Origin of the sequence: Aeromonas sp. ASNIH5, from assembly GCF_002902865.1 — a bacterium.
GTDB classification, from domain to species: Bacteria; Pseudomonadota; Gammaproteobacteria; order Enterobacterales; family Aeromonadaceae; genus Aeromonas; species Aeromonas caviae.
On the sequence record NZ_CP026122.1, the window covers coordinates 2,925,001 to 2,949,056 of the forward strand.

General features: G+C 60.4%; 19 protein-coding genes and 1 riboswitch (1 of these 20 running past the window's edge). Of the genes, 10 read left to right on the forward strand and 9 right to left on the reverse strand.

Translation table 11 applies throughout. The features are described 5' to 3' along the window. A protein-coding gene (locus C2U30_RS13605) for an RNA recognition motif domain-containing protein (RefSeq protein WP_029313407.1) crosses the window boundary here: on the forward strand, positions 1–120 show its 3' end. It extends 372 nt beyond the left edge of the window; 120 of the gene's 492 nt are visible here — the last part of the coding sequence; its start codon lies off the left edge, out of view; its stop codon occupies positions 118–120. A 3-nt stretch (positions 121–123) separates the two neighbouring features. Here C2U30_RS13605 and murI read toward each other — a convergent pair whose 3' ends face one another. Next, positions 124–912, reverse strand: a complete 789-nt coding sequence (gene murI / locus C2U30_RS13610; RefSeq protein WP_010672351.1) for a glutamate racemase — start codon at positions 910–912, stop codon at positions 124–126. A 108-nt stretch (positions 913–1,020) separates the two neighbouring features. Next, complete coding sequence (locus tag C2U30_RS13615; protein ID WP_103243932.1) at positions 1,021–2,886, reverse strand: TonB-dependent receptor domain-containing protein; 1,866 nt, start codon at positions 2,884–2,886, stop codon at positions 1,021–1,023. A gap of 52 nt (positions 2,887–2,938) precedes the next feature. Next, positions 2,939–3,116, reverse strand: a riboswitch (cobalamin riboswitch). 207 nt (positions 3,117–3,323) lie between these two features. Between C2U30_RS13615 and purE the strand changes: the two genes are divergently transcribed. After that, the gene (gene purE / locus C2U30_RS13620; protein WP_029313402.1) at positions 3,324–3,833 is read left to right on the forward strand and encodes a 5-(carboxyamino)imidazole ribonucleotide mutase; all 510 of its coding nucleotides are present in this window, start codon (positions 3,324–3,326) and stop codon (positions 3,831–3,833) included. Then, a complete protein-coding gene (locus tag C2U30_RS13625) occupies positions 3,830–4,954 on the forward strand; it encodes a 5-(carboxyamino)imidazole ribonucleotide synthase (RefSeq protein ID WP_103243933.1) in 1,125 nt (374 codons plus the stop codon). Before purE ends, C2U30_RS13625 begins: the two co-directional genes overlap by 4 nt. A 72-nt stretch (positions 4,955–5,026) precedes the next feature. Here the strand turns inward: C2U30_RS13625 and C2U30_RS13630 are convergent, their stop codons facing one another. The 3 genes from C2U30_RS13630 to C2U30_RS13640 all read right to left on the reverse strand — a co-directional run bounded on the left by C2U30_RS13630 (position 5,027) and on the right by C2U30_RS13640 (position 8,808). Beyond that, a complete protein-coding gene (locus tag C2U30_RS13630) occupies positions 5,027–6,220 on the reverse strand; it encodes an L-lactate MFS transporter (protein WP_069651565.1) in 1,194 nt (397 codons plus the stop codon). A gap of 109 nt (positions 6,221–6,329) precedes the next feature. Next, the gene (locus C2U30_RS13635) at positions 6,330–7,058 is read right to left on the reverse strand and encodes a LytR/AlgR family response regulator transcription factor (protein ID WP_069651566.1); all 729 of its coding nucleotides are present in this window, start codon (positions 7,056–7,058) and stop codon (positions 6,330–6,332) included. Positions 7,059–7,134: 76 nt separating this feature from the next. Further along, positions 7,135–8,808: a sensor histidine kinase gene (locus C2U30_RS13640; protein WP_039040684.1), complete on the reverse strand. Its 1,674-nt coding sequence runs from the start codon at positions 8,806–8,808 to the stop codon at positions 7,135–7,137. Positions 8,809–8,969: 161 nt separating this feature from the next. Here C2U30_RS13640 and C2U30_RS13645 point away from each other — a divergent pair, with 161 nt between their 5' ends. Then, complete coding sequence (locus C2U30_RS13645; RefSeq protein ID WP_010672344.1) at positions 8,970–9,410, forward strand: hypothetical protein; 441 nt, start codon at positions 8,970–8,972, stop codon at positions 9,408–9,410. Positions 9,411–9,441: 31 nt separating this feature from the next. On the opposite strand, the gene C2U30_RS13650 is transcribed toward C2U30_RS13645, so the two are convergent. Continuing rightward, positions 9,442–13,041, reverse strand: coding sequence for an ATP-binding protein (locus tag C2U30_RS13650; RefSeq protein WP_233720932.1), 3,600 nt, complete (start codon positions 13,039–13,041; stop codon positions 9,442–9,444). Beyond that, a complete protein-coding gene (locus C2U30_RS13655) occupies positions 13,038–13,661 on the reverse strand; it encodes a response regulator transcription factor (RefSeq protein ID WP_045522690.1) in 624 nt (207 codons plus the stop codon). Before C2U30_RS13655 ends, C2U30_RS13650 begins: the two co-directional genes overlap by 4 nt. A gap of 585 nt (positions 13,662–14,246) precedes the next feature. On the opposite strand from C2U30_RS13655, the gene ecpA reads away from it, so the two are divergent. From ecpA to C2U30_RS13680, 5 genes are all read left to right on the forward strand, one after another. Next, the gene (gene ecpA / locus C2U30_RS13660; RefSeq protein WP_010672341.1) at positions 14,247–14,819 is read left to right on the forward strand and encodes a common pilus major fimbrillin subunit EcpA; all 573 of its coding nucleotides are present in this window, start codon (positions 14,247–14,249) and stop codon (positions 14,817–14,819) included. 60 nt (positions 14,820–14,879) lie between these two features. Then, positions 14,880–15,539 (forward strand): fimbria/pilus periplasmic chaperone, encoded by a 660-nt coding sequence (locus C2U30_RS13665; protein WP_045522689.1) that lies wholly within the window; start codon positions 14,880–14,882, stop codon positions 15,537–15,539. A gap of 78 nt (positions 15,540–15,617) precedes the next feature. Beyond that, positions 15,618–18,065, forward strand: coding sequence for a fimbrial biogenesis outer membrane usher protein (locus C2U30_RS13670; protein ID WP_233720934.1), 2,448 nt, complete (start codon positions 15,618–15,620; stop codon positions 18,063–18,065). 2 nt (positions 18,066–18,067) lie between these two features. Continuing rightward, positions 18,068–19,690 carry a hypothetical protein gene (locus C2U30_RS13675; protein ID WP_045522681.1) on the forward strand — a complete coding sequence of 541 codons (1,623 nt, stop codon included), beginning with the start codon at positions 18,068–18,070 and terminating at the stop codon, positions 19,688–19,690. 14 nt (positions 19,691–19,704) lie between these two features. Next, complete coding sequence (locus C2U30_RS13680; protein ID WP_233720936.1) at positions 19,705–20,379, forward strand: fimbria/pilus periplasmic chaperone; 675 nt, start codon at positions 19,705–19,707, stop codon at positions 20,377–20,379. A 34-nt stretch (positions 20,380–20,413) separates the two neighbouring features. Here C2U30_RS13680 and leuE read toward each other — a convergent pair whose 3' ends face one another. Further along, entirely contained in the window at positions 20,414–21,052 is a 639-nt protein-coding gene (leuE, locus tag C2U30_RS13685; RefSeq protein ID WP_103243936.1) for a leucine efflux protein LeuE, read from the reverse strand. 211 nt (positions 21,053–21,263) lie between these two features. Between leuE and C2U30_RS13690 the strand changes: the two genes are divergently transcribed. Continuing rightward, positions 21,264–22,484, forward strand: a complete 1,221-nt coding sequence (locus C2U30_RS13690; protein WP_103243937.1) for an MFS transporter — start codon at positions 21,264–21,266, stop codon at positions 22,482–22,484. Positions 22,485–22,709: 225 nt separating this feature from the next. Here the strand turns inward: C2U30_RS13690 and C2U30_RS13695 are convergent, their stop codons facing one another. Further along, positions 22,710–23,894: an NAD(P)/FAD-dependent oxidoreductase gene (locus C2U30_RS13695; protein WP_045522679.1), complete on the reverse strand. Its 1,185-nt coding sequence runs from the start codon at positions 23,892–23,894 to the stop codon at positions 22,710–22,712. Between the last annotated feature and the right edge of the window lie 162 nt (positions 23,895–24,056).

Sequence of the window (24,056 nt, forward strand, 5' to 3'; positions counted from 1 at the left end):
GCGGCCAAGGCCATCGCCGCGCTCAATGACAAGGAGTATCAGCAGCGCACCCTGAAAGTGCGTGAAGCAAATGACAAGCGGGACCGGGATGAGAAGGACGTCAACGACGTCGACGCCTGATATTCAGTACACCACCTCTTCGAGTGACGACAGCCCCCAAGCTTGCAAGGGGGCTGTCAGTTTCTGGGCCCCTGCATCCAGTCGCGTGCAGTAGGCACGTCCCGTCCCCTCGCCAGGCGCCTGGACCGGCAGTGTCGCCAGCAGATGCGCCACCCGCCTTGCCACGGCAAGACCCGAATCGACCAGTTGGCATTCCGGCATCAGCTGTTTGATCTCTTCGTTGAGCAAGGGGAAGTGGGTACATCCCAGCACCAGGGTATCCGGCCTCTCCTCCCCTTCCATCCAGTCTGCGAGCACCTCTCTGAGCAGGGCCATATTGACCGGCAACCCCGCCAGCTTGCGCTCGGCTTCGATAACCAGTTCGGTTGCCCCCTTCAGCAGCACATGCTTGCCCGGGGCGAACTGGGCGATGAGTTCATGAGTATAATCACGGCTGACGGTGCCGGGCGTTGCCAGCAGACCGATGTAGCCGTTACGGGTCAGGGCGGCGGCAGGCTTGATCGCGGGGACCACGCCGACCACGGGAATGCTGAGTGCGGTACGCAGGGATGGCAGGGCAATGGTGCTGGCGGTATTGCAGGCGATCACCACCAGATCGATGGCGTGCTCGGCCACCATGTGGCTGACCAGTCCGGTACAAGCCTCGATGAGGGCCGCCTCACTCAACTCGCCATAGGGAAAGTGGGCATTGTCGAAACTGTAGAAATAGTTGTGCTCCGGCAGAGCGCGACGGATCTCCCCATAGACAGTCAGACCGCCCATACCGGAGTCGAACACGAGAATATTGGCCACCTGAGCTCCCCCTTGAATGCGAGGCCGCGATCATACTCCCGCCCGGCGCCAATAGAAAAGGCCCTGCCAATGGCAGGGCCCCTGATTTTTCAGATCCAGACAAGGGGATCAGAGTGCGTAGTCCACCGTCACATAGTAGGCACGCTCGTCAGCCGGGTAACCCACCGAGGTCTGGTACTCCTTGTCCAGCAGGTTGCTGATCTTGCCGGAGACCTTCCAGGACGGTGCAACCTGATAGCCCACCGCCAGGTTCCACACGCTGTAACCGCCCAGCTGGGTGGCATTGGCCGCGTCACCATAACGCTCACCCTGGTAGATCCAGCTCAGGGAGCCATCGAACTGCTGCCACTGCGCCTGGCTCACCCACTTGGCCCCCTTGCGGGAGATCAGCTGCAACTGCTTGTCGGTGACCTTGTCCTTGGGATCCTTGTATTCGGCGGAAACGCGATGGCTCAGCCAGCCGGTCTCGAACTCCCCTTCCAGCTCAACCCCTTCAATCCGCGCCTTGCCGACGTTTTGCGGCGTCCACATGCCCTGGCTGTCCGGTGCCCACTGGATCATCTGCTCGAAGTCGTTGCGATAACCGGTCAAGCGCCACTCCACACCAGCGGTCTGTCCGTCCAGCATCAACTCGTGGCTTTTCGACTCTTCCGGCTTCAGATCAGGATTGCCGGACCCCGGGTAGTAGAGATCGTTGAAGGAGGGGGCACGGAAACCGGTGCCGTAGCGGGCACTGAGCCGATAATCCTCAACGAAGCGCCAGCCAGCGCCGGTTTGCCAGGTGTTGTGACGTCCGAACTGCTCGTTGTCATCGCTGCGACCGCTCAGCTCGGCCTGCCAGACCTGGTTGTCAAACTGGGCCAGGGCATAGAGCCCGGTGTTGTCACGCTCATCGGCGTCACTCGGGAAGGCGACGCCAGAGGAGCGGGAACTATCGTCCAGCATGTCGCGCTGCCAGTCGGCGCCGCCCCCCAGGGTCCAGCTCTCGTCCAGTTTGACGCTGTTGACCCAGTTCAGGGTGTATTGACGGGTATAGAGTCGATCAGCGGACTGATCGCGGCCGCCGGTATCCGGGTAGTCGTAGGCATCCTGTTTGGAGAAGGCGCCGCGCAGTTCGCTCAGGTAGCGCTCGTCATGATAGCGGGAGCCGAGCTGGTAGCTCTGGTTCTCGGTCCAGGTCTCGTTGCGTTGATGAAACGCCGGGCCCCAGGCGGAAGCGGCAGAGGATCTGTCGTACTGGGCAATGTTGCGGAACCAACGGGTCGTACCGAACAGATCCCAATTGCTGGCCAGCGCCTGCTGATAATCCACCATGGCGTTGTAGCCCCGGTGGCCATGCTTGTCGCCATCGTTCACCCCGACGATTGGATGCACGTTGTAGCCGGTCTCGTCATCGAAACCACCAGCGACCTTGATCTGACCCGCATCACCCACCTGGCTGGCGCTGCTGAAGGCGGCCTGACGCTGCTTGTGGGAGCCCGCACCCAAGTTGAACTTGTGTTGATTGGTCCCCTGATCCGGGCGAGTGATGATATTGATGACCCCACCGATGGCATCGGATCCATAAATGGTGGCGCGCGCACCGCGGATATATTCGATCCGCTCCACCTGGTTGAGGGGCAGGTTGTTGAGCTCGGTCATCCCGGCGGTCAGAGAGGCGCTGCGCACCCCATCCACCAGCACCAGGGTCTGGGAAGAGGTGCCACCACGTACCCGCAGCGAGCTGAGCTGGCCGCGGCCGCCGTTGCTGACCACTTCCACGCCGGGCAGGGTCTTGACCACGTCGGTCACGGTCTGGGCTTGCAGGCGATCGATCTCGTCACGGGCCACCACGTTGACGGGAGCCAGCACACTGGAGGCAGGCTGGGCGACACGGGTAGCGGTCACCACCATGGTGGGATTGACGGGGATGGTCAGTTGTTGGGCAAAGGCCGCCGTTGGCAACAGGGCAGCCGCCAATAATGTCTTGGACATGAGAGATCCTTAAGTTCGCGTAAGCATCTACTTCGTGGCCGGTTTCTCTCGGCCCGAAATACGAACTTTGGCAGGTCTTCGGGCTTGGGGGCTGATGGCCTACGGCGACGGCTTCCCACCTGACGGCAGTGCCCTGATGTCGCTTCGTTCCCCCTTACCGCTGCGCGCCAGCTCCGGATTCTCACCGGATTCCCTTTTAAGCATGATGCGCCAAAGCGGGGGGATTATAGGCAGAGCCGCCTTGGATGTATAGCCATCTGGATTTCTAATGTCGTTTTTACCCAAAGTCGGTGCCAAGTGGCGCAGATCCTCGCCCCCTCTCGTACCTTGAGGCTCGTTGACCGTCATTCGAGCGGGTCAAACACAAGAAATGTTGAGCCAGATCCCACGGCTTTTTGGTAACATGCGGCAAACGTTTGACATCCGAGGAAGCCGTAATGACGACCCCCCCTATGATCGGCCTGGTAATGGGCTCCGACTCTGACTGGCCCGTGATGCAGGCCGCCGCCCGCATCCTCAAGGAGCACGGCGTGCCCTATGAAGCGCGCGTCGTATCCGCCCATCGCACCCCGGATCTCCTGTTTGAATATGCCGCCAGTGCGCGCGATCGCGGTCTGCGCGCCATCATCGCCGGCGCCGGCGGCGCAGCCCACCTGCCGGGCATGCTGGCCGCCAAGACCACGATCCCGGTGCTGGGCGTGCCCATCCCCACCCGCCAGCTCAAGGGGATGGATTCCCTGCTCTCCATCGTGCAGATGCCCAAGGGTGTGCCGGTCGCCACCTTCGCCATCGGCGAGGCGGGTGCCGCCAATGCCGGTCTGTTCGCCGTGTCCCTGCTGTCTGTCGCCCAGGATGGCGACGCTCCCCGTTATCACCAGCAGCTCGACGGCTTCCGCGCCAAGGAGCGCGACCGGGTGCTGGCGCTCACCCTGGAGGAGCCGGCATGATACTGCCCCCCGCCACTTTGGGTATGCTCGGTGGCGGCCAGCTCGGCCGCTACTTCGTGATGTCTGCCCACCGTCTCGGCTACAAGGTGATCGTGCTGGACCCGGACCCCATCAGCATCGCCGGTGCAGCCGCCGACGAGCAGATCGTTGCCGCCTATGACGATACCGATGCCCTGCGCGATCTGGCCAGCCGCTGCGACGCCATCACCTGCGAGTTCGAAAACGTGCCCGCCGCCTCCCTGGCCCTGCTTGAGCAGTACCAGCCGGTGCGCCCGGCCGCGAGCGCAGTACGTGTCTGTCAGGATCGCCGGGAAGAGAAAGCCTTCCTGACCCGCGCTGGTGTACCGGTCGCCCCGAACCTGACCCTGCTGCCCGGCGAGCCGCTGCCCGCTCTGCCCGGCGACCTCTTCCCCGCCATCCTCAAGACCGCCCGCGAGGGCTACGATGGCAAGGGGCAGTGGACTATCCACAATGCGGGCGAATTGCCAGCGGCCCTGGCCGCCAGCGGCGTCCCTTGCGTGCTGGAAAAACGCCTGCCGCTGGAGGGGGAGTTTGCCCTCACCCTGGCCCGCAGTCCGAGCGGTGCCATCAGTGCCCTGCCCCTGGTGCAGAACTGGCACAGCGGCGGCATCCTGGATCAGACCCGCTCCCCGGCCAATGTGCCCGCCCTGGAGCGCGAAGCCCAGCGCATCGCCGAGCACATCATCGCCGCCCTCGACTATGTGGGCGTGCTGACGGTGGAGTTCTTCCTGGTCGGCGGTGAACTGCTGGTCAACGAGATGGCCCCCCGGCCCCACAATTCGGGTCATCCCAGCATCGACAACGCCGGTTGCAGCCAGTTCGAGTTGCAGGTGCGCGCCCTGTGCGATCTGCCGTTGCCGGCACAGGCTGAGGTTCAGCCCGCCATCCTGCTCAACCTGCTCGGGGATCTGTGGCAAGACGGCACGCCGGACTGGGCCGGCGCCCTGGCCCTGCCCGGGGTGCACCTTCACCTCTATGGCAAGGGCGAAGCCCGCCCCGGCCGCAAGATGGGCCACGTCACCGTCACTGGCCGCGACTGGGCGGCGGTCGAGGCCACCGCGCACCAGCTGCGCGCCCTGCTGGGTCTGCCTCCGCGCTGAGTCCACCCCTTGACATGCAAAGACCCGGGCCAAGGCCCGGGTCTTTTTTTATGACTTGAGAAGCGAGAGGGGTCAGGCCCTGTCGACAGCCGCAACGGGAGCCGGCAGGCGGATGGTGAGGGAGAGCACCAGGGCCACCACCAGCAACACCAGAATGAGGTTGAAGGTCGCCATGAAGCCGCCGAACAGGGAGGCCACGATGGAGCCGATGATGCTGCCCAGACCAAAGCCCAGATAGATGACGCCGTAGTTCTTGGTCAGGTTGTTGAGGCCGAAGAAGTCGCTCACCAGCGAGGGGTAGACGGTGATCGTACCGCCGAAGCTGAACGCCACACAGGCCACTGCCACGAAGAAGAGGTTGGCATTGAGCGGCACGAACAGCAGCAGCGCCATGCCCGCCAGGGTAATCAACTGGGCGATGGTGATGACCCGGATACGGGACATCTTGTCGGAGAGGATGCCCAGCACCAGCCGGCCGCCCAGGTTGGCCATGGCGATGATGGCGACGGCGTTGGCGGCGACCACGGCCGGCAAGCCCACCATCTTCTCGCCGATGTCCTTGGCTACGCCGATGACGTAGAGACCGCTCATGCAGGCGGTGAGGAACATCAGCGCCAGCATCCAGTACTGCGGCTTGCGCATCGCCTCGGCCAGGGTGAAGTCGCGATTCTCGCTCTGCTGCACGGCGGAGGCCTGCTGGGGCGCATCCTTCATCAGCATGCCACCCACCAGCACCATGGACATGGCGATCAGCCCCCACAGCTGGAAGGTGGTCTCAAGGCCATTGCTGGAGAGCAGCAGCAGGTTGATGTACTTGAAACCCAGGCTGCCGAGGCCATAAGCACCGATGGAGCAGGCGGAGATGAGCCCCTTGCGCTCCGGGAACCACTTCACACAGTTGGAGAGGGTCATCAGGTAGCCGGTACCGTCGGCAAAACCGACCAGGATGCCGGCGCAGAGGTAGAGCATCGCCAGGTTGCTGGCATGAGCGGTGAGGAAGAAGCCGATGCCGAGCAGCACGCCGGCGCCCAGGGTGACATTGCGCACCCCGAACCGCTCCTGCAGCTTGCCCGCCAGGGAGGAGGCCACCGCCAGGGAGAGGCTGAGCAGGCCGAAAGCGAAGGCGACCTGGCTGACCGGTTCGTCCAGCTTGTCGGAAAGCTGGGCGTTGAACAGGCTCCAGGTGTACACGGATCCCAGCGCGAACTGGGTGATGATGGTCCCCAACAGGGTGAGGTAGCGGGTGCGATTCAGATCGATGGTCATGATGCGTCTCGAGGAATGGCCTTAAGGAAACTGGGGCCACTATAGGCAAGACGCCACTCCCGCCGACCGATTAAGGCATGAAATGCAGATCGGCGGGAATGAATGACAATCAGAGCCGCATCAGCTGACGGAATGCCTTGATGTTGCTGCGGCTGACCGGCACCTCGAACGGCAGGTCATGGAGCCGGATGAGATAGGTGCTGTTGAACCAGGGCACTATCTCGCGGATCTTGTTGATGTTGACGCAGTAGGAGCGGTGGCAACGAAAGAACCCCTCGGCAGGCAACCGACTGACGAACTCGCTGAGGGTCATGGTCATCACGTAGCGATCGGTACGGGTGTAGACATGGGTCAGCTTCTCGTCGGCTTCCGCGTAGTAGATCTGCTCGCAGGGGGTGACGATGATGCGCTCCCCCTTCACCAGATTGACGGTGCGGTTCTGTGGCAACCCGGACTCCGCACCCTGGGGCTGGGACTTGCCCGCCAGTTCGAGCTTCTGCAGCAGATTGATGAGACGCGGCTCGTTGTAGGGCTTGAGGATGTAGTCGAATGCCTCCAGCTCGAACGCCTCCACCGCAAACTCCTTGTAGGCGGTGACGAAGACGATGTGGGGCGGATGGCTGGACTTGTGCAGGTTCTTGGCCAGCAGCAGGCCGTCGATGGCGGGGATCTGGATATCCAGAAACACCACGTCCACCTCGTGATCCTGCAGATACTTGAACGCCTCCAGCCCGTCCTCGAAGCTCGCCACTATCTCGATGTTGCTGTGCTGCCCCACCAGAAAGGCCAGCTCCTCGCGGGCCAGATACTCATCTTCCACAATGATCGCTTTCAGCATGATATTGCCCCCATAAGGAGCACAGGAGAGGCCAGCTCCTCCCGTGTCAAACATTCGTCTTCCACTATGATGGCTTTCAGCATGGCATTGCCTCCTGATCAGGCAGATAGAAACAGACTTCGGTCCCCGGCTCCAGCCGCTTGAGGTGCAGGCCGTCGCCATAGAGCAGCTTGACCCGCTGATGCACGTTCATCAGACCGATGCTGCGGCTCTCCACCCGACCGGCGGCGACCCCGTCGATCACCGCCTGGCTGATGCCGTAGCCAGTGTCGCGCACCGCGACCCGGATGCCGCCCGCCAGCTGCTTCACCTCGATGGTGACCCGACCCGGCGCACTGCGGGGCTGGATGCCGTGCAGGATGGCGTTTTCCACCAACGGCTGCAACAGCAGGCTCGGCACCTGGATATGCACGTCGTCCACCTCGAACACCACCTCCAGCTTGTCGCCGAAGCGGGCCTGCTCGATGGCCACGTAGTCGCGCACCTGCTGCAGCTCCTCCTGGATGTCGATGAGGGTGTCCCCCTTGTTGAGGTTGTAGCGCAGGTAGTCAGCGAGGTTCGCGATCAGCTGGCGTGCCTGCTGGGGACGGATGCGGATCAGCGACGAGATGGCATTGAGGGCGTTGAACAGGAAGTGGGGGTTGATCTTGCTCTGCAGCGCGGTGAACTCCGCCTTGCGGGTCATCTCCTTGAGCTGCTCGATACGCGACACCTCCATCTGGGTGGAGATGAGCTGGGAGAGACCCACCGCCATCTCCTTGAGGGAGCTGGTGATGCTGTGGGTGCGGCGATAATAGATCTTGAGGGTGCCGCTGACGGCGCCGTTTTCCCGCAGCGGAATAATGATGACCGAGTGGAAATCGGAGAGGTGATACTGGCGCAGATCGTTGTTGATGATGATCTGGTCCAGCAGCACCGCTCTGTGGGTCATGTCGCTGATGGCGTGGTGCTCGTCCAGCTCGTAGTAATCCTTGCCCACCCCCACATAGGCCAGCACGTCGCGGGTATCGGTGATGGCCACCGCATCGGCGCTGATCTCGCTGCGAATGATGCCGCACACCTGGCTCAGGGAGTGGCGATCGATGTTCTGGAAAAACGGCAACGTCTTGTTGGCGATGTCGAGCGCCAGCTTGGCCTGCTTGGCGGCAATCAGCTCCTTCTCGTCATCCAGATCCTGCACCAGCTTGATGATGAGCCCGATACAGAGCGCACCGGCGATCATCGGGTAGGCAATATGACTGACTATCTCCACACCTACCGCATGGGGCTCGGTCAGTTGCCAGATAAGCAGCATGGTCAGCCCCTCGCAGGCCATCCCCGCCAGGATGCCATAGAGCCAGAGCCGCGACTTGCGACAGCGCAGGTGCAGCCAGGTGGCCAGCAGGCCGGCGATGATGCTGGCGATGAGACAGGGAATGGAGGTGTGGCCATCCATGTCGATGAGATAGCGGTGCAGCCCCGAGATGACCCCGGCCGGAATGCCGACCCAGGGGCCGAACAGGATGCCGCCCGAGATGATGGCGATGATCCGCACATTGATGAGGGCCCCCTCCACCGGAATGCCGGTGTAGGTACTGAACACCGCGAACAGACAGAAGATGGCCGCCACCAGCACCAGCTCGGCCGGGGTGTGGTCACGCTTCTGGAACAATCGCTGAAACGGCCGGGTGCGGGTGAGAAGAAAGAGCGTCATCAGCATCAGCGCCGCCCGCTCAAACACCGCCAACAACATCATCTGATTTTCGAGCATGGCTCTCCTCCGTCAATGGCATGGCGCCAGGGGGCGGATCATACCCCTTATCTGCCGCCGACTCATGGGCGAATCCGGGGAGAGCGGTTCAGCTTTCGGGGAAAGCGCCGATAAGAGGAGGCCCTCGCCAAGGAGGGCCCAGTCCGACAAAGGAGATAACTATGTTTCAAAAAAGCATGGTGCTGGCAGTGATGATCGGTTGCAGCAGTGCCGCCGTTCACGCCAATACGCAGGTGAGCCAGCTGAACTGGCAGGCCACCGCCAGCAAAGAGACCAACATGGAAGTAGCGCTTACCCACCCAGGCCTCCAGGCCATCAATTCGGATCCGGCACAGGCTCCCGTCCAGATCCTGGCAGCAGACCTGAGCCACCCGGATTTCAACACCACCTATCGTTTGCAAGCCCGCGCACTCTACGGCTCCCTGCCACAGCAGGATGATCTCCGGATCACGCTGGCGCTCAACGGACAACCCCTCGAAGCAAGCCGCGCCCTCCCCCTGGCGCAGGCGACCCGCTATTACCTCAGCTATCAGGCCCCGTCAGCCAGACCGGACCAGGTGGGCGACGCCGCCTATGAGTTGATGGTGTACTGGCTGGGCTGACCACAGGAGCCGAAGGCATGTTCCCATGCCTTCATTCCTCCCCTTCCATCACCTGCAGTTGGGTCGCCGCCAGCCGAACGACCTCGTACTCTTGCTGCAAACGGGCCAGCGCCTCGGGCAGCCTGGCCTGATCGAGCTCCCAGGATTCTATTTCGCTGCAGGTCGCCACCAGTTTCAGAGTGCCCATGATCCTGGCGCCCCCTTTCAGGCGATGTATGCGGTCGATGAACTGGCCGACATGCCCCTCCTCCGCGGCCCGTTGCAATCCCGCGATATCGTCGTCACTGGCCCGCACGAACTCGGCCAGCAGAGGCACCATCAGGGTCGACTGGTGTGCGGTCAGCGGCCCCAGATACCGCCGGATCTCCTCCATGCAGACGACAATGTCACTCTGCTCTTCCCGCTGCATGTGCCGACGCAGGCAGTGATCGAGCGCCTCCAGCCCGACGGGCTTGAACAGACAGTCATCCATCCCTGCCGCCTGCCCTTCATTGATCTGCTCCTGCCGCGCATCGGCCGTCAGCCCGAGGATCACGGTGCGTCGCCAGCCGTGCAGCCGCTCCAGCTCCCGGCATTGGCGAACCAGCTCGAAGCCGTTCATGCCGGGCATGTTGAAGTCGGTCATGATGACATCCACCCTGGCTCCGATCAGCAGCCGCAGCGCCTCTTCTCCCGACTCGACGGCCGTGGCGTCATGGCCCAGATAAGCCAGTTGCTGGCTGACCAGCAACCGGTTGGCTGGATGATCGTCCACGACCATGATCTTCAGTCGCCGCACCGGCTCCACCGCCGGCTCCTGTGCAGGCGTGGCGGGCATCGCCACGGCATCAGCCACCGGCAGCTTGATCTCGATACTGACCCGGGTCCCCTGCCCGGGCGCACTCTCCAGTTGCAGGGAGCCGCCCATCGTCTCGCACAGGGAGCGGGAGATCATCAGACCCAGCCCAGTACCCGACTGCTGGATTTTCTCGGGTTGGCTGGCCTGGCTGAAGGGCTCGAACAGCCTGGCCTGCTCGGCCTGATCGATGCCGATTCCGGTATCCAGAATGGTGAGCTGCACGGTACACCAGCCATCGCTGACCCGGGAGGCCAGCGTCACCGTGACCGACCCGCGCTCGGTGTACTTGATGGCGTTGCTGATCAGGTTGGAGACGATCTGCTTGTAACAAAGACCATCGATCTGCACCCAGGAAGGATTGCCCGTGACGAGATCCAGCCGCAGATTTTTCTGCCTCGCCAGCGCGGTAAAGACGGTAACGACCGATGCTGTCAGGGTCACGATGTCATGGGGTTCGGGGGCAAGTTCGAACCGGCCAGACTCGATCTTGGAAATATCCAGGATGTCGCCGATGAGGCTCAGCAGATCGCTGGCCGAGCCATGGGCAATGGCGAGGGAGGCCTGATCCTCCTCGTGCAGCCGACCCCGCTTGAGCGCCAGTTCCAGCAAGCCGATGATGGCATTCATGGGGGTACGGATCTCGTGGCTCATGGTCGCGAGGAAGGTGCTCTTGGCACGGTTTGCCTCCTGGGCCTCCTGGCTGGCCACCGCCAGCTCATCGAGCAGGCGTACCCGTTCGCTGACGTCGATCCAGCCTCCCACGCCCCCCTGCACATTGCCGTTCAGATCGTAGTAAGGCTGAACCCAGTGATAGACGTCGACCCCGCCCGTCGGCAGGACCAGACGGTGATCCCCCTCCTGGGCACGGCGGCTGTCACAGGAAAGCACCAGATCCCCGTGCAGGGGAGCAAGAAAAGGCCAGCGAGTTCGCGCGTCGTCCAGGCCCGTGCCGAGCAGGCTGACCTTGGGCTCGCCAAGGAAGCTGGCATAGCTGCTGTTGCACAGCACCAGAATCCCGTTCAGATCCCGCGCATAGATGGGGTGAGGTGTCCCGTCCACCAGATCGGCGATGAACTTGAGCTGGGTGCTCAGCGCCCCCTCCACCAGTCGCCGCTCGCGGATCTGCTTGCGCAGGGACAGCCCCCACAGGCCAACCCAGAGGGTCAGCAGCAGGATCAATGCGATAAAGACCCCGAACTCCTGAATCAACTCCTGCCAGGAGACACTCTCCTGTTTGACATTGACCCGCCAGCGGTTGGAGAGCCCTTCCAGCTCATCCGGCGGAATGATGGCAATCACCTTGTCCAGAATGTCCCGCAGTACGGGATGCGCGGGGGTGACCGCCAACGCGGCACCGATGGGGATGGAATCGAACAGCTCCCCCGTAATGATCAGGCTGTCGGGGAATTTGCTGTTCACGTAGTACTTGGCCACCCGCAGCGGCAGTATGGTCACATCGCACACATCCATCGCCACACAGCGCATGGCATCTTCAATCGTATCGAACTGCCGCGACGTCAGCTTGCCGTATTCCGCCTCGATGGCCTGGGTCGAGATAAAGCCTCTGACCATGGCCACGGTGCCGGTCTTGAGCAGCGATGCAGGGGGGACCTCCCGGTGGCGCAGCCCCACCACATAGGAGAGGGGATCGAGGACAAAGGCCCGGCTGAACAGATAGCGGTTCCTGCGCTCGGCAGAAGGGCTCAACACCCCCGCATCCACCTGGCCGCTATCCAGCAACTGGGTCATCTGCTCCGGCGTCTTGGCAGGCACCACCTCGAGCTCCACCCCCAGCTTGGCTCGCATGACCTGCAGCAGATCGGCGACCACGCCGTGCATGGTACCGGTGACGTCATAGAAACTGAGGGGCGGGATGCCGCTGTTCACCGCAATCCGGATCTTCTCCCGTTTGCTCAGCCATTCCCATTGCTCGCGGCTCAGGTCGATCCTGCTGGCACCGATGGAGAGGCCCCCCCCATTCCAGCGCTTGGCCACTTCCGCCCGCTTGCCCTCGAGGATCTCCCCCAGCGCGATATCCATGATCCTCTTGAGTCGCCGCTCCTTGGGATTGAGGGCAAAGGCAAAACCGGCGGTATCGATATAGAGCGGCTTCAATAATTGAATGCTGCTCTGATAGAACTTGTTGACGATGAAATTGCCGGAGATCATGTCCACCATGACGGCATCAACCTGACCATATGCCACCGCGGACAATGCACTATAGCGGGACGGGTATATTTTAATTTTGTAGTCCGACAGATAGCGCATGATGTCCATGAACGGCAAATAATACTCCGGCACGGCTATTGTTCTTATTTCTCGCTCTTTGACCTGAATGTTTTTATAGATGGCTGGGTCGTCAGCAATATATTTGTCAGTCAGCAGAAGATGCTGTTCCCGCTCATAGGAATTGGAGGTGCTCAGCAGATCGATCTCCCCCCGCTGGAGCGCTTCAATGGCAGCCGCCCTGGAGGGATATCCCTTCACCAGGATCTCGATGTGCAGCAGATGGGTCAACATGCCGACGATGTCGGCCGTCACCCCTTCATAGGCATTCGCCCTCAGGGTGATGTCCATAGGCGGGTTGTCAGGTCTGGGCACTCCCAGGATCAGCCGCTCGCGCTCCTGCAACCAGCGCCACTCCTCCCCATGCAGCGGCAAGGGGCTGGCATCGAGGTATTCCCCGCCATCCCGCGAATAGACTTGCAGCAGGGGCTCTTCCGGTTCCTGGGCCGCCAGCGGCCACACCCAGACCAGCGCCAGCAGAAGCAACAGCAATTTCGCCCTGTTCACAGCAGTTTCTGCCGTCTGGCCAGACTGATCAGATCAACGATGTTGGTGATGTTGAGTTTCTTCATCAACCGGGTCTTGTAGGTACTGACGGTTTTCTCGCTCAACAGCATGCTTTGGGCAATCTGCTTGTTGGCATGACCCTGACAAATCTGCAGCAGCACGCTCATCTCGCGGGAAGAGAGGGTCGACAGCAGATCTTCCCGATCGACCGTATGGGCATGCCTGGCGCCGGCGATGACGTCACGGGGGTAATAGAGTTGCCGCTTCTCTATTTTTGCTATCGCATCCTTCAGCAAATACAAATCATCCAGCTTGGACAAGAACCCCTCGGCACCAGCTTGCAGGCACCGCACCATAATATGGTGGGTGGACTGTGCAGACAGCACCAGAATCTTGGCGCCAATATCCAGCATCTTGATTCTCTTTATCACTTCGATGCCATCAAGCTGAGGTATTCCAATATCAAGAATGACAATATCTGGATGGGTGTTCCTGGCCATGGCGATAGCATCAACACCATTATCAACCTCGCCTAACACATGATGTTCTTCCTGTTTCAACAACATGTTCACGGCCATTCTTATTGCTGGATGATCATCAACTATCAATACCTTCGCCATATATAGATCCGTTATTCAGCCCTGTCCGACGAGCATATTAACTACAAATCAAGCAACGACACCATACAGCTTGATCTTGTTTTCAATATGTTAAATAAATATAAAAATGGCATTCTCAAGTTAATCACCATTATAGCTTCATTTATTTTTTATATATTTATCAATATATTGCATTTTATTTGCCTCGTATGGAGCCTGGTGGTGGCCGGGTCCCCTCCCTCGTTGATGTCCCCTCCTTCCCGGTTTTTCCTGTGCTCTTCCTCCCGCAATAAAAGACCTAAAAAACATATAAATCAAATACATGAGACACAACAACCCACTGAAAGGAAAGGGAAATAAATTATTTTATAAAGTTTGCGCCCCATCATCCTTTGAGATTTTTCCTACGCACCATTCGGTCGATCAAAACAGATCCGATCGTTATCTTAGTCGACGAAAAAACAAGCTGGTCCGAGGAGAAACATATTCCAGGTCCGGCTGCCACGACTGGTCGAATCGTCGCCAACGTGGCAAGGCATGCCCCTGACGGGCAATGAACCAACCGGGTGGTCAATACCATCCAGAAGATATGTAGGAAATATCGTAATGAAGAAGACTCTGATTGCTCTGTCCGTGGCTACCCTGGGCTTTGCCGCCACCGCTCAAGCCGCCGTAGAAGCGTCTGCCGTCGCGACCTGGCAGGCCACTGCCAAGAAAGACACCACTTCCGAGCTGGTGGTCACCCCGCTCTCCAGCCTCTCCTTCCAATATGCCGAAGGGATCAAGGGGTTCAACACCGTCAACGGCCTGTTCGATGTCGCCATCAAGGGTGATGCCAGCGCGACCGACTTCACCCTGAAGGCGAAGAAGCTGAACGGCACCCTGAATCACCTGGGTGGCGACTCCACCGTCGATGTGGGCGTGCTGTGGGGCGGCGCACCGGTCAGCACAACCGCCTACACCACCCTGATCGACACCGCTGCCGGCATCACGGGGGGGAATCTTTCTCCTCTTGCCAACGGCTTCAAGAACGATGCCGAACGCGTCACAGCGCAGGGTTCCTTCACTTTCAACATTGAAAGTGCCACTGCCAGCGGCACCCCCACCACCTTTGACGCCCTGCCGGACGGCCTGTGGAGCGGTGAAGTCAACGTCGAGTTCGTAGCGAACTGGAGCTAACTCATCCACCGCTTACCATTGAGGGCCCTGCGGGGCCCTTTGTTCTCTTAGGGGCACATCATGAACCTGAAAATTGCAGCGATATGGCTGCTGCTCATTCCCGGTATCAGCCAGGCAATCAATGTCGGCGCCGTCACCACCTTCATCGATGCAGGCAGCCAGGAGGTCGCCAAACAGATTGAAAATGGCAGTGACCAGGCCAGATTGGTCACGATCAGCGTGACACGCATCACCTCACCGGAAGAGGGGGGGCAGGAGATCCCCATGGAAGTCAGCGGCGAGCTGATGTTGTCACCCAGTAGGCTGATGCTGCCCGCCAATGCCAAAAACAACGTCAGGTTCTTTTACAAGGGTCCGCAGGATGACAAGGAGCGTTACTACCGCATCCGCTGGCTGGACACGGCGCTCTCCGTCGACGATCAGCGCAACGAACGCCGTCAGGCTGTTGCCACCACGTCAGCACAGATAGGCACCATTCTGGTGGTAACACCACGCCAGCACCGGTTCGCCTATGACCTGAAGGACGACACGCTCACCAACCAGGGCAATGCCTCCTATCGCACGGTAGCGTATGGCCCCTGCCTGAAAGGCGAGGAGCTGTGCAAGGAAACCTACTACGACCTGCCGGGCAAGCAACGCCGGTTCAAGCAGGTCAACATGCGTGATCCAAAGAGCCACCTGGGACTCTGGCTGGGTCAGGAATTCGTCGTCATCAAGTAACCCCCTATCACGGTGCCGCCCCACCCTCTTGCAGGGTGACGGCTCTCGATCTCCACACCCGGAACCATGGTGCTCGATATGTTGAAAAAAGCCTGGCTGTTGCCGCTCTCCTGGCTGATTGCGATGTCAGCCTCGGCCAGCACTGCTGCCCCTCTCAAAATTGCCAACGTCATCATTCCTGCCAGTTTTGCCAAGGCGCTGGAAGAGGGGCTGGCGGTACCGGTACGCCTGCGATACAAGGATGAGGACAACAGGATCGACACCCTGACCGACGACACCATCGGCAATGCCACCCTGCTGCTGCAAGACGGCAAGCTGCACTTGTTGCACCTTGATTTCAGTGCCGGCCAGCAGCAAGGCGTGCTGAACGATGCCCTTACCACTCTGCTCTCCAGCAAGCAAAGACGCACTTTTTCTGCCGATGGCGACTTGCAGATCGATGCCGATGCCAGCATGCAGCTGGACCTCGTCGCCATGCTGCTCACCATCCGGGTGTCACGGGACGCCTTTGGCCAGGCGAGGCAATCTGACAACCGTGTCGCACTGACCCCGACGGTGGACACCCTGACGGGCGTACAGCGCTACAACCTGGGTTACTCCTTCATCAATACCCCCCAGAGCGGGCACCAGGACTCCAATTTCCTTCAACTGGAGAGTACCGTAGGGCTGGGCGCGCACCATGTCGCCGTGGATGCCTCCCTTTACAACCTAGGTGAGCCGGAGCAGAGCGGCGATATCTACCGCGCCATGTACGAGCGGGATCTCGATGATCGCCGCATCGCAGCAGGCATGGTCTCGACATGGGACCTGCAGACACTGGGGGTGGTGACGGGCCTGACCACGGGTCGCCTCTACGGCGCATCCTATGGCAACCAGGCGCAATCTCGAAAACAGACCACCAACGAATCGACCACTCCGGTGCAAGTCTTCATGCCCGCCAACGGCGAGGCCAGGGTCTATCGGGATGAACGCCTGATAGGCCTGCAAAACCTGGCGATCGGCAACCAGCACATCGACACCTCCGCGTTCCCCAACGGGGTCTACAACGTCACGGTCGAAGTCTATGTCGACGGCCGCCTGACCAGCACGACCACCCAGCGAGTCACCAAGCTGGGCGGCAATCAGGGCTTTACCCGGGAGTGGGGATGGCAATGGTGGGGAGGCATGATGGAGAACAGCCAGCACAGCGGCGATTCCCCCCTGCTCGGTCTGTCGCTGGCACGCTCGCTGGATACCCTTGATCTGGCGACGACCACCTATGCTTTCAGGGATGCGGCCGTCGGCGAGGCACGCGCAAGCTGGCAGGTCACGGATCGCCTCGGCACCCAGTTGCAAAGCATGCTGTCCACCGATCACTCCTGGCGGCTGGCGTCCAGCCTTTCCTTGCAAGCCCATGACAATGCCTCCCTGTGGGTCAGCCAGGAAAAACTGTATGCAGGCGATGCCCTGGGAGTGAGTGCAACCGAGCTCTACTCTGCCGGCATCACGATCAATCTGGGTGGCTGGGTCAGCGGCATGGGCCAGCTGACCTTCAACACCACGCACGACCGTCAGATGAACAGCGATCGCAGTTATGCGGATTACTACCAGCACCTCTACGCGGGCCGATACGGCAACCTCTCCATGCGCGCCAGCCTGCAGAGCGACAGTGGCACACTCAATGGATTCAGCAACAAGAGCATCACCCTGGACTACTCCATCCCGTTCGACAATCTGTTCAGCTTCGGCATGAGCAGCAACGAGCAGGGCCAGACCACGGCCAACCTCAACTATCAGAAGCGCATGGAGGGAGCCATCAATCTGGCCGCGCTGAATGCCTCCCGCATGATGCACGGCAGCGACACACACAATATGGCGCTTTCCGGCACCCTGGGGTTCGAGAACAGGGTCATCGGCGGCACCATGACGCTGGGTCGCGGTCATGGCGGCGACGTGAATGGCAACCTGATTGCACGGGGTGCCCTGATCACCACGGAGAACGACGTGATCGCATCCAGCCGGAGCACCTCTGGTTCAGGCCTCATCATCAATACCGGCATCCACCGGGAAGGACAGATGCTCGCCAAGGTGAATGGACAGGACTACCCCCTGCAAGGGGAACAGACCTTCCTGGCGCTCCCGCCTTATCAGGAATACGAGGTGGAACTGCTCAACAGCAAGACGGGCAAGGACAGCTATGACATCAACACCGGCAAGCAGCGCTACACCCTGTTCCCCGGCAACGTCGCCACCCTGGATGCCGGCAGCAGCATCAAGGAGATGGTCACCGTGTTTGGCGTACTCAGGGCAGAAGATGGCTCGCTGCTTGCTAACGCCCGCATTGACAACCACATCGGCACCACGGTGACCAACGAGGTCGGCGAGTTCACCCTGGACGTGGACAAGGCCAACCCCATGCTGACTTTCCGCCGGGGAAGCGACTTCTGTGAAGCCGACCTGGATCTTGCACAACACACGGGCGCGGCCTGGGTCGGCATCGTGACCTGCCAGGGACTGCCCACCTACGCCATGGTGAGAGAGTATTGAACATGAACATCACACACAGATTGCTGCTGGTCATTGCACTTGGCGCCGGCTGGGCACAGCAAGGCAGTGCGGCTGTATCCAAAACCGTCTGGCCGAATGCCGCGCTGCGCCATTTTCTGTTAATTGAAAATCAGGAAGACAACAACCTGTTTGTTGCGCCGACTGATGGCCTGGATCCGCGTCTGACCGGCGCAAATGCCTGGACCTCGCTCAAAGGAAATGGTCAGGTGAGCCTGGCGTACGTTGATAACGGATACAACACCGATATCAACAACTGGAACGTCGATATGTGGGAAAACGGCCCTATTCGCCGTCCTTATGTCAACCAACGCTGCATCATGTCTTATACCCGTTGTGACCCCGATACCGCTGAGGCGGTCAACAAGCCGGCCGTCGTTGATGATTTGGGCTTCTTCGGTCTCATTGGGGCATCTGCCGGGTGGGGACATGGCAAATTGAGTGCAAGTTTCTTTGATTATCTTCGAACCATGCCTGTCGGAGCTGTTTTGAACAGGGAGATGAACCTGTGCAGGACCACGCTAAAATATGACGCGGCAGCCGGTGAACGCTGTATCAATCAGAACAGCGGAAACTGGTACGTCAGAAACATGCAGCACAAGAAGGCCGGCCATCTTCGCTTCGTACAAACCAATGCAATAAGTGAAGTCATTGTGGACAGCAATGGTGTTCCTTATGTCTTGCCCGGTTCACAAGGCTGTGAGAATTACAGGCTGGGTACCCGAGATGGGATTTTGTGTCGTTTTCTTGATTACAACTTCAATGAAGATGGCAGTCAGAACTACACCGAGCCCTACATGTATACCAATGTCAAAAACAGCTCGCTGAATAGCGCCATTGGTTCTGCGGATCTGCAAATGAGCGCAGATTTGAAAAATTGGGCAAGCAAAGGCTCTCGCTACAACATCAGCTATTTAAGAGGACAACCATCTGTTTATCTTTTCTTGTCCAGCAATTTCTTCAAACAAATTGTGAGGCTGGGACTGCAAGATCAACTGACTCGCAGTCTGATCAACTTCAATATGAAGAATGGATATGCTCCCGAGAGTGGATACTATGAATTCAGCGGCACAACCGAAATTCATATAAAACCACGGGACTTCAGCGTATCCATCTTGTCTTCGGAGGGCGTCAGCAATCCTTACAGGGAGGGGCAGGTCGGAAAAGACATTCTGAGCTTCTCATACAATATCTCTGATAGCGGCCCCATCAGTGCCGATATGCTGGAAATTTCTATTTCACAGGACAGGGGGTCGCCTTATCGGGGATATTGCACTTTCTATCCGGCAGGCACCTTCGCACCTGAACAGGCCGTCCCCATCCCTACCAGGCTGGTATTCGATTCGGTGGCTCATGGAGCGGGTTCACGGCACGCCATTCGCTGCGATCGCACACCGGTGGATATTCGCACCCTCGGAATACAGGACAATCAACCACCACAGGAGTGGAATGATCCCGTCAACGGCCAGGGCATCACCCGGTTTTACAAGCTGGCGCTGGAATTCGACCTGACCGATCCCATGGTGCAGCGCACCATGGGCGACGAGATGTGGGAAGGCGAGGTGGAACAAAGCGGCACCATCACCATCAAGGGGACCTGGCGCTGACCATGGAGTACAACATGCATCGTCTACTTTGGCCCTTGCTGGGCGGCTTGCTGGCCTCACAGGTCGCCGCCCTCGACATCGGCGCCATGACTCTTGCCATGGCGCCAGAGCAGGAGTTCATTACCAGAACCCTGACCAACAACAGTGCTTCACCCAAGCTGTATGACATACAGATGGAAAAAATCAGCGACCCCACGGCCAGAGGCAGGACACTACCCACCGTCCCCGGTGAGCTGCTGTTTGCCCCCAGGCGCTTCACCCTGCACGCCAGACATGCCCAGAACGTCAAGTTCTACTACAAGGGGCCCTCCGATGACCATGAGCGTTACTACCGCATCACCTTCACCGAATCACCAGCAGCCCAGGTGGATGAAGGCAGCCAGACGCAGCACCGGGGAACCGTCGAGGTGAAACTGGCCCTGCAGTCCATCCTGGTGGTGCGCCCGCGTCAGTCACGTTTTGCATACCAGCTGGACCCGGTACAGAGCGCCATCACCAATACCGGCAACACCTATTTCGAGTTCATGGTGAAACGGGGCTGCCAGCAGGCGGACAGCAAGGCGGACAGCAAGTACCTGCTGCCCGGGGAGACCTACCACAATCCCGGGATCAATCAGCCGGGCAACCAGAAGCTCATCGTCTACCAGTCCCGCTTCATCCCCGTGGGCAAGGATTGCTGGCCAGACTAGGTGCCCGACACCGGACGGTCAGCAATCCCCAGGGTCAGGAGGAGAGCGTCGCCAGCCTGGCCGCAAACCCCATGAAGAAGAGGCCGATAAGGCCGTTGCCGAGACGGGCCGCCGTCTGGCGCTGACGGAAAAAGCGGGCCATCAGGGTACCGCCGAAGATCAGCAGGGTCAGGTAGACGAAGCTCATGGCTTCCAGCATGCCAGCCAGCACCAGATAGGAGATCCAGGTGTGGGCATAGCTGAAGTCGATGAACTGCACGAAGAAAGAGACGTAGAACAGAATCGCCTTGGGATTGGTGAGGCTCAGGGTGAGGGCCTTGGTAAAATAGCGCTCACCGGGATCCATCTCGGACGCCGGTCCCGCCTTTTTGGCGATGAAGTTCGCGTGCAGGATCTTCACCCCCAGATAAAGCAGGTAGATGGCGCCCAGATAGCGCACCAGGGTAAACAGCAATGGGGTGGTGCGAATGAGGGACGCGATCCCCAGATAGGCGCAGAAAATGAGGATGGCATCGCCGACGAAGACGCCGAGGGCGGCGCGATAACCCGGGTCTATGCCGCGCACGGCACCGGTTCGCAGCACATAGAGGGAGTTCGGGCCCGGGGCGATGATGATGAAGAAGAGACCGACCAGATAGGTCCAGACGTTGATGACACCCAGGCTTTCGAACATGTTCCCTCCATGGCGGGCGATGGGCCGGATAACGGCGGCAGGCCTTCTATACTAATCCGCCCCGCGCCAAGCACAAGATCTGACCAGCCATCCACACGCAGTCAGCATGAACGGCCTGCGCGCCACGCGAACGCAATCCGGGCGTTCGCCCACTTTGGTTATGTCCAGATACGCCGGGATAGGGCATGGTAGAGGGAGTGATCCCCCAGCCATGGACAAGACCTTGAGTACCGACACCCCGATCACCGCCCCGCCCGCGGTGGACAACCCGACTACCACCGCTTATCCGGTGATCGCCGCCATCAGCTTCTCGCACCTGTTGAACGACATGATGCAGTCGGTACTGCTGGCCATCTATCCCCTCCTGAAGCTGGGGCTCGATCTGTCGTTCACCCAGATAGGTCTCATCACCCTCACCTACCAGTTCACGGCCTCGCTGCTGCAACCCCTGATCGGCCTCTATACCGACCGCAGACCCATGCCCTACTCCCTGCCTCTGGGCATGGGCTTCACGCTGGTGGGGCTGCTCTACCTGTCGCAGTCAGGCAGCTTTGGCGCCGTGCTGTTGTCGGCCATGCTGATCGGCATGGGCTCCTCCGTCTTCCACCCTGAATCCTCCCGGGTCGCCCGCATGGCGGCCGGCAACCAGCCCGGTCTGGCCCAGTCTCTGTTCCAGATCGGCGGCAATCTGGGATCGGCCATCGGCCCCCTGCTCGCGGCGCTCATCATCGTGCCGAAGGGACAGGGCAGTGCGGCCTGGTTCTCGTTGTTCGCACTCATCGGGGTCATCGTGCTCAGCTTCGTCGGCCGCTGGTCCAGCCACCATGCCGCCAGCTTCCATCGGCGGATGAAGGCCCATGCCGGCACCGGCCTGAGCCGCCGCCAGATTGGCTGGTCACTGGCCATCCTCGGTCTGCTGATGTTCTCCAAGTTCTTCTACATGGCCAGCCTGAGCAGCTATTACACCTTCTACCTGATGGACAAGTTCCACCTGTCGCTGGAGAGCGCCCAGCTCTATCTGTTCGCCTTCCTGTTTGCCGTCGCGGCGGGGACGGTGCTCGGCGGGCCGCTCGGCGATCGCATCGGTCGCAAGCGGGTGATCTGGATCTCCATCCTCGGCGTCGCTCCCTTCACCCTGCTGCTGCCCCACGTCGACCTGTTCTGGACCTCGGTGCTGTCGATCGTCATCGGCCTCATCCTGGCGTCGGCCTTCTCCGCCATCCTGGTCTACGCCCAGGATCTGGTACCCGGCAAGGTCGGCACCATTTCCGGCCTCTTCTTCGGCTTCGCCTTCGGTATGGGAGGGATAGGGGCCGCCCTGCTGGGCAAATTGGCCGATGCCACCAGCATCGAAACCGTCTATCAGGTCTGCGCCTATCTGCCCCTTATTGGCCTGCTGACCGCCTTCCTGCCCAATATCAGGAGAGGCTAGAGGCCAAGCGGCAGCCAGCGACCGACCATAAAAAACGCGGCCTGAGCAGGCCGCGTCTGGTTCCATCACTCGGGCCGTCTGACACGGCCCGATCCGCTCGGACTCATCCGCCGAGCCTCTTTGTCAGCAGTACGGCCTCTCCCCCAGCCCGACGAGCGGGCCCACTGGAAGTTGTCACCCGAGAGGCCGCTGACGGGACCATTCACCGCAGGGCCGCGGCATCCCTCAGCAGTACTGGCCTGCCACCCAGCCCGACGACCAGGCCCACTGGAAGTTGTAACCACCGAGCCAGCCGGTCACGTCCACCACTTCGCCGATGAAGTAGAGGCCGGGCACGGTGCGCGCCTCCATGGTCTTGGAGGAGAGCGCGTTGGTATCCACTCCCCCTAAGGTCACTTCGGCGGTGCGATACCCTTCGGTGCCGTTGGGCAGGATCTGCCAATCCCCCAGCAGGGTGGCCACCGCCTCCAGCTCCCGTTCGTTGTACTGGCGCATCGGCTTGCTCACCAGCCATCCCAGCTCCACCAGCTTGTCGACGAAGCGCTTGGGCAACTCGCGCCCCAGCACGGTTTTCAGCTCCTGGGCAGGATGGGCCTGGGCCCAGGTCTTGAGGGTCTCTGGAATGTCGAGATCCGGCAGCAGGTTGATGTGAATCTTCTCCCCCGCCAGCCAAAAAGAGGAGATCTGCAGGATGGCGGGGCCGGAGAGGCCGCGATGGGTGAACAGCATGGCCTCCTTGAAGCGGGTGCCATCCTCGGCGGTCACCGCCACCGGCAGGCTGACCCCCGCCAGATCGGCGAAGGCCTCCTTGTCGGCCTGATGCAGGGTAAAGGGCACCAGCCCGGCGCGAGTCGGCAGCACGGTGAGGCCGAACTGCTCCGCCAGCTTGAAGCCATAAGGGGTGGCACCGAGTTTCGGCATGGAGAGGCCGCCGGTGGCGACCACCAGCGACGAGCAGGCGATCTCCCCCTTGCTGGTGTCGAGCACGAAGCCTTCATCTGTCTTGCTGACGGTGAGGATCTCGGTCTGGAACTGCAGGGTCACGCCAGCCCAGTCGCACTCGGTCAGCAGGATGTCGACGATATCCTTGGCGCTGTCGTCGCAGAAGAGCTGGCCCAGCGTCTTCTCATGGTAGTTCAGGCCATGCCTGTCCACCAGATCGATGAAATCCTGCTGGGTATAGCGCGCCAGCGCCGATTTGCAGAAGTGGGGGTTGGCCGAAAGGAAGGCATGGGGACCCGCCTGATGATTGGTGAAGTTGCAGCGACCGCCGCCGCTGATGAGGATCTTGCGGCCCGGCTTCTTGGCGTTGTCGAGCACCAGCACGGAGCGACCCCGGTAGCCAGCCTGGGCCGCACACATCAATCCGGCCGCCCCGGCACCGATCACCACCACATCCACCTGTTTCATCGTCACTCACCCATCAAAAGAAAAACGGCCCCTTTACCTTAAAGGGCCGTCATTGTACCCGGCAGACACCAGCACAGCGGTACAAGGACACCTGCAAATAGAAAACGGCCCCTTTACAAGGGGCCGTCATTGTACTGACTGAACACTAAGTGTCCACGACTA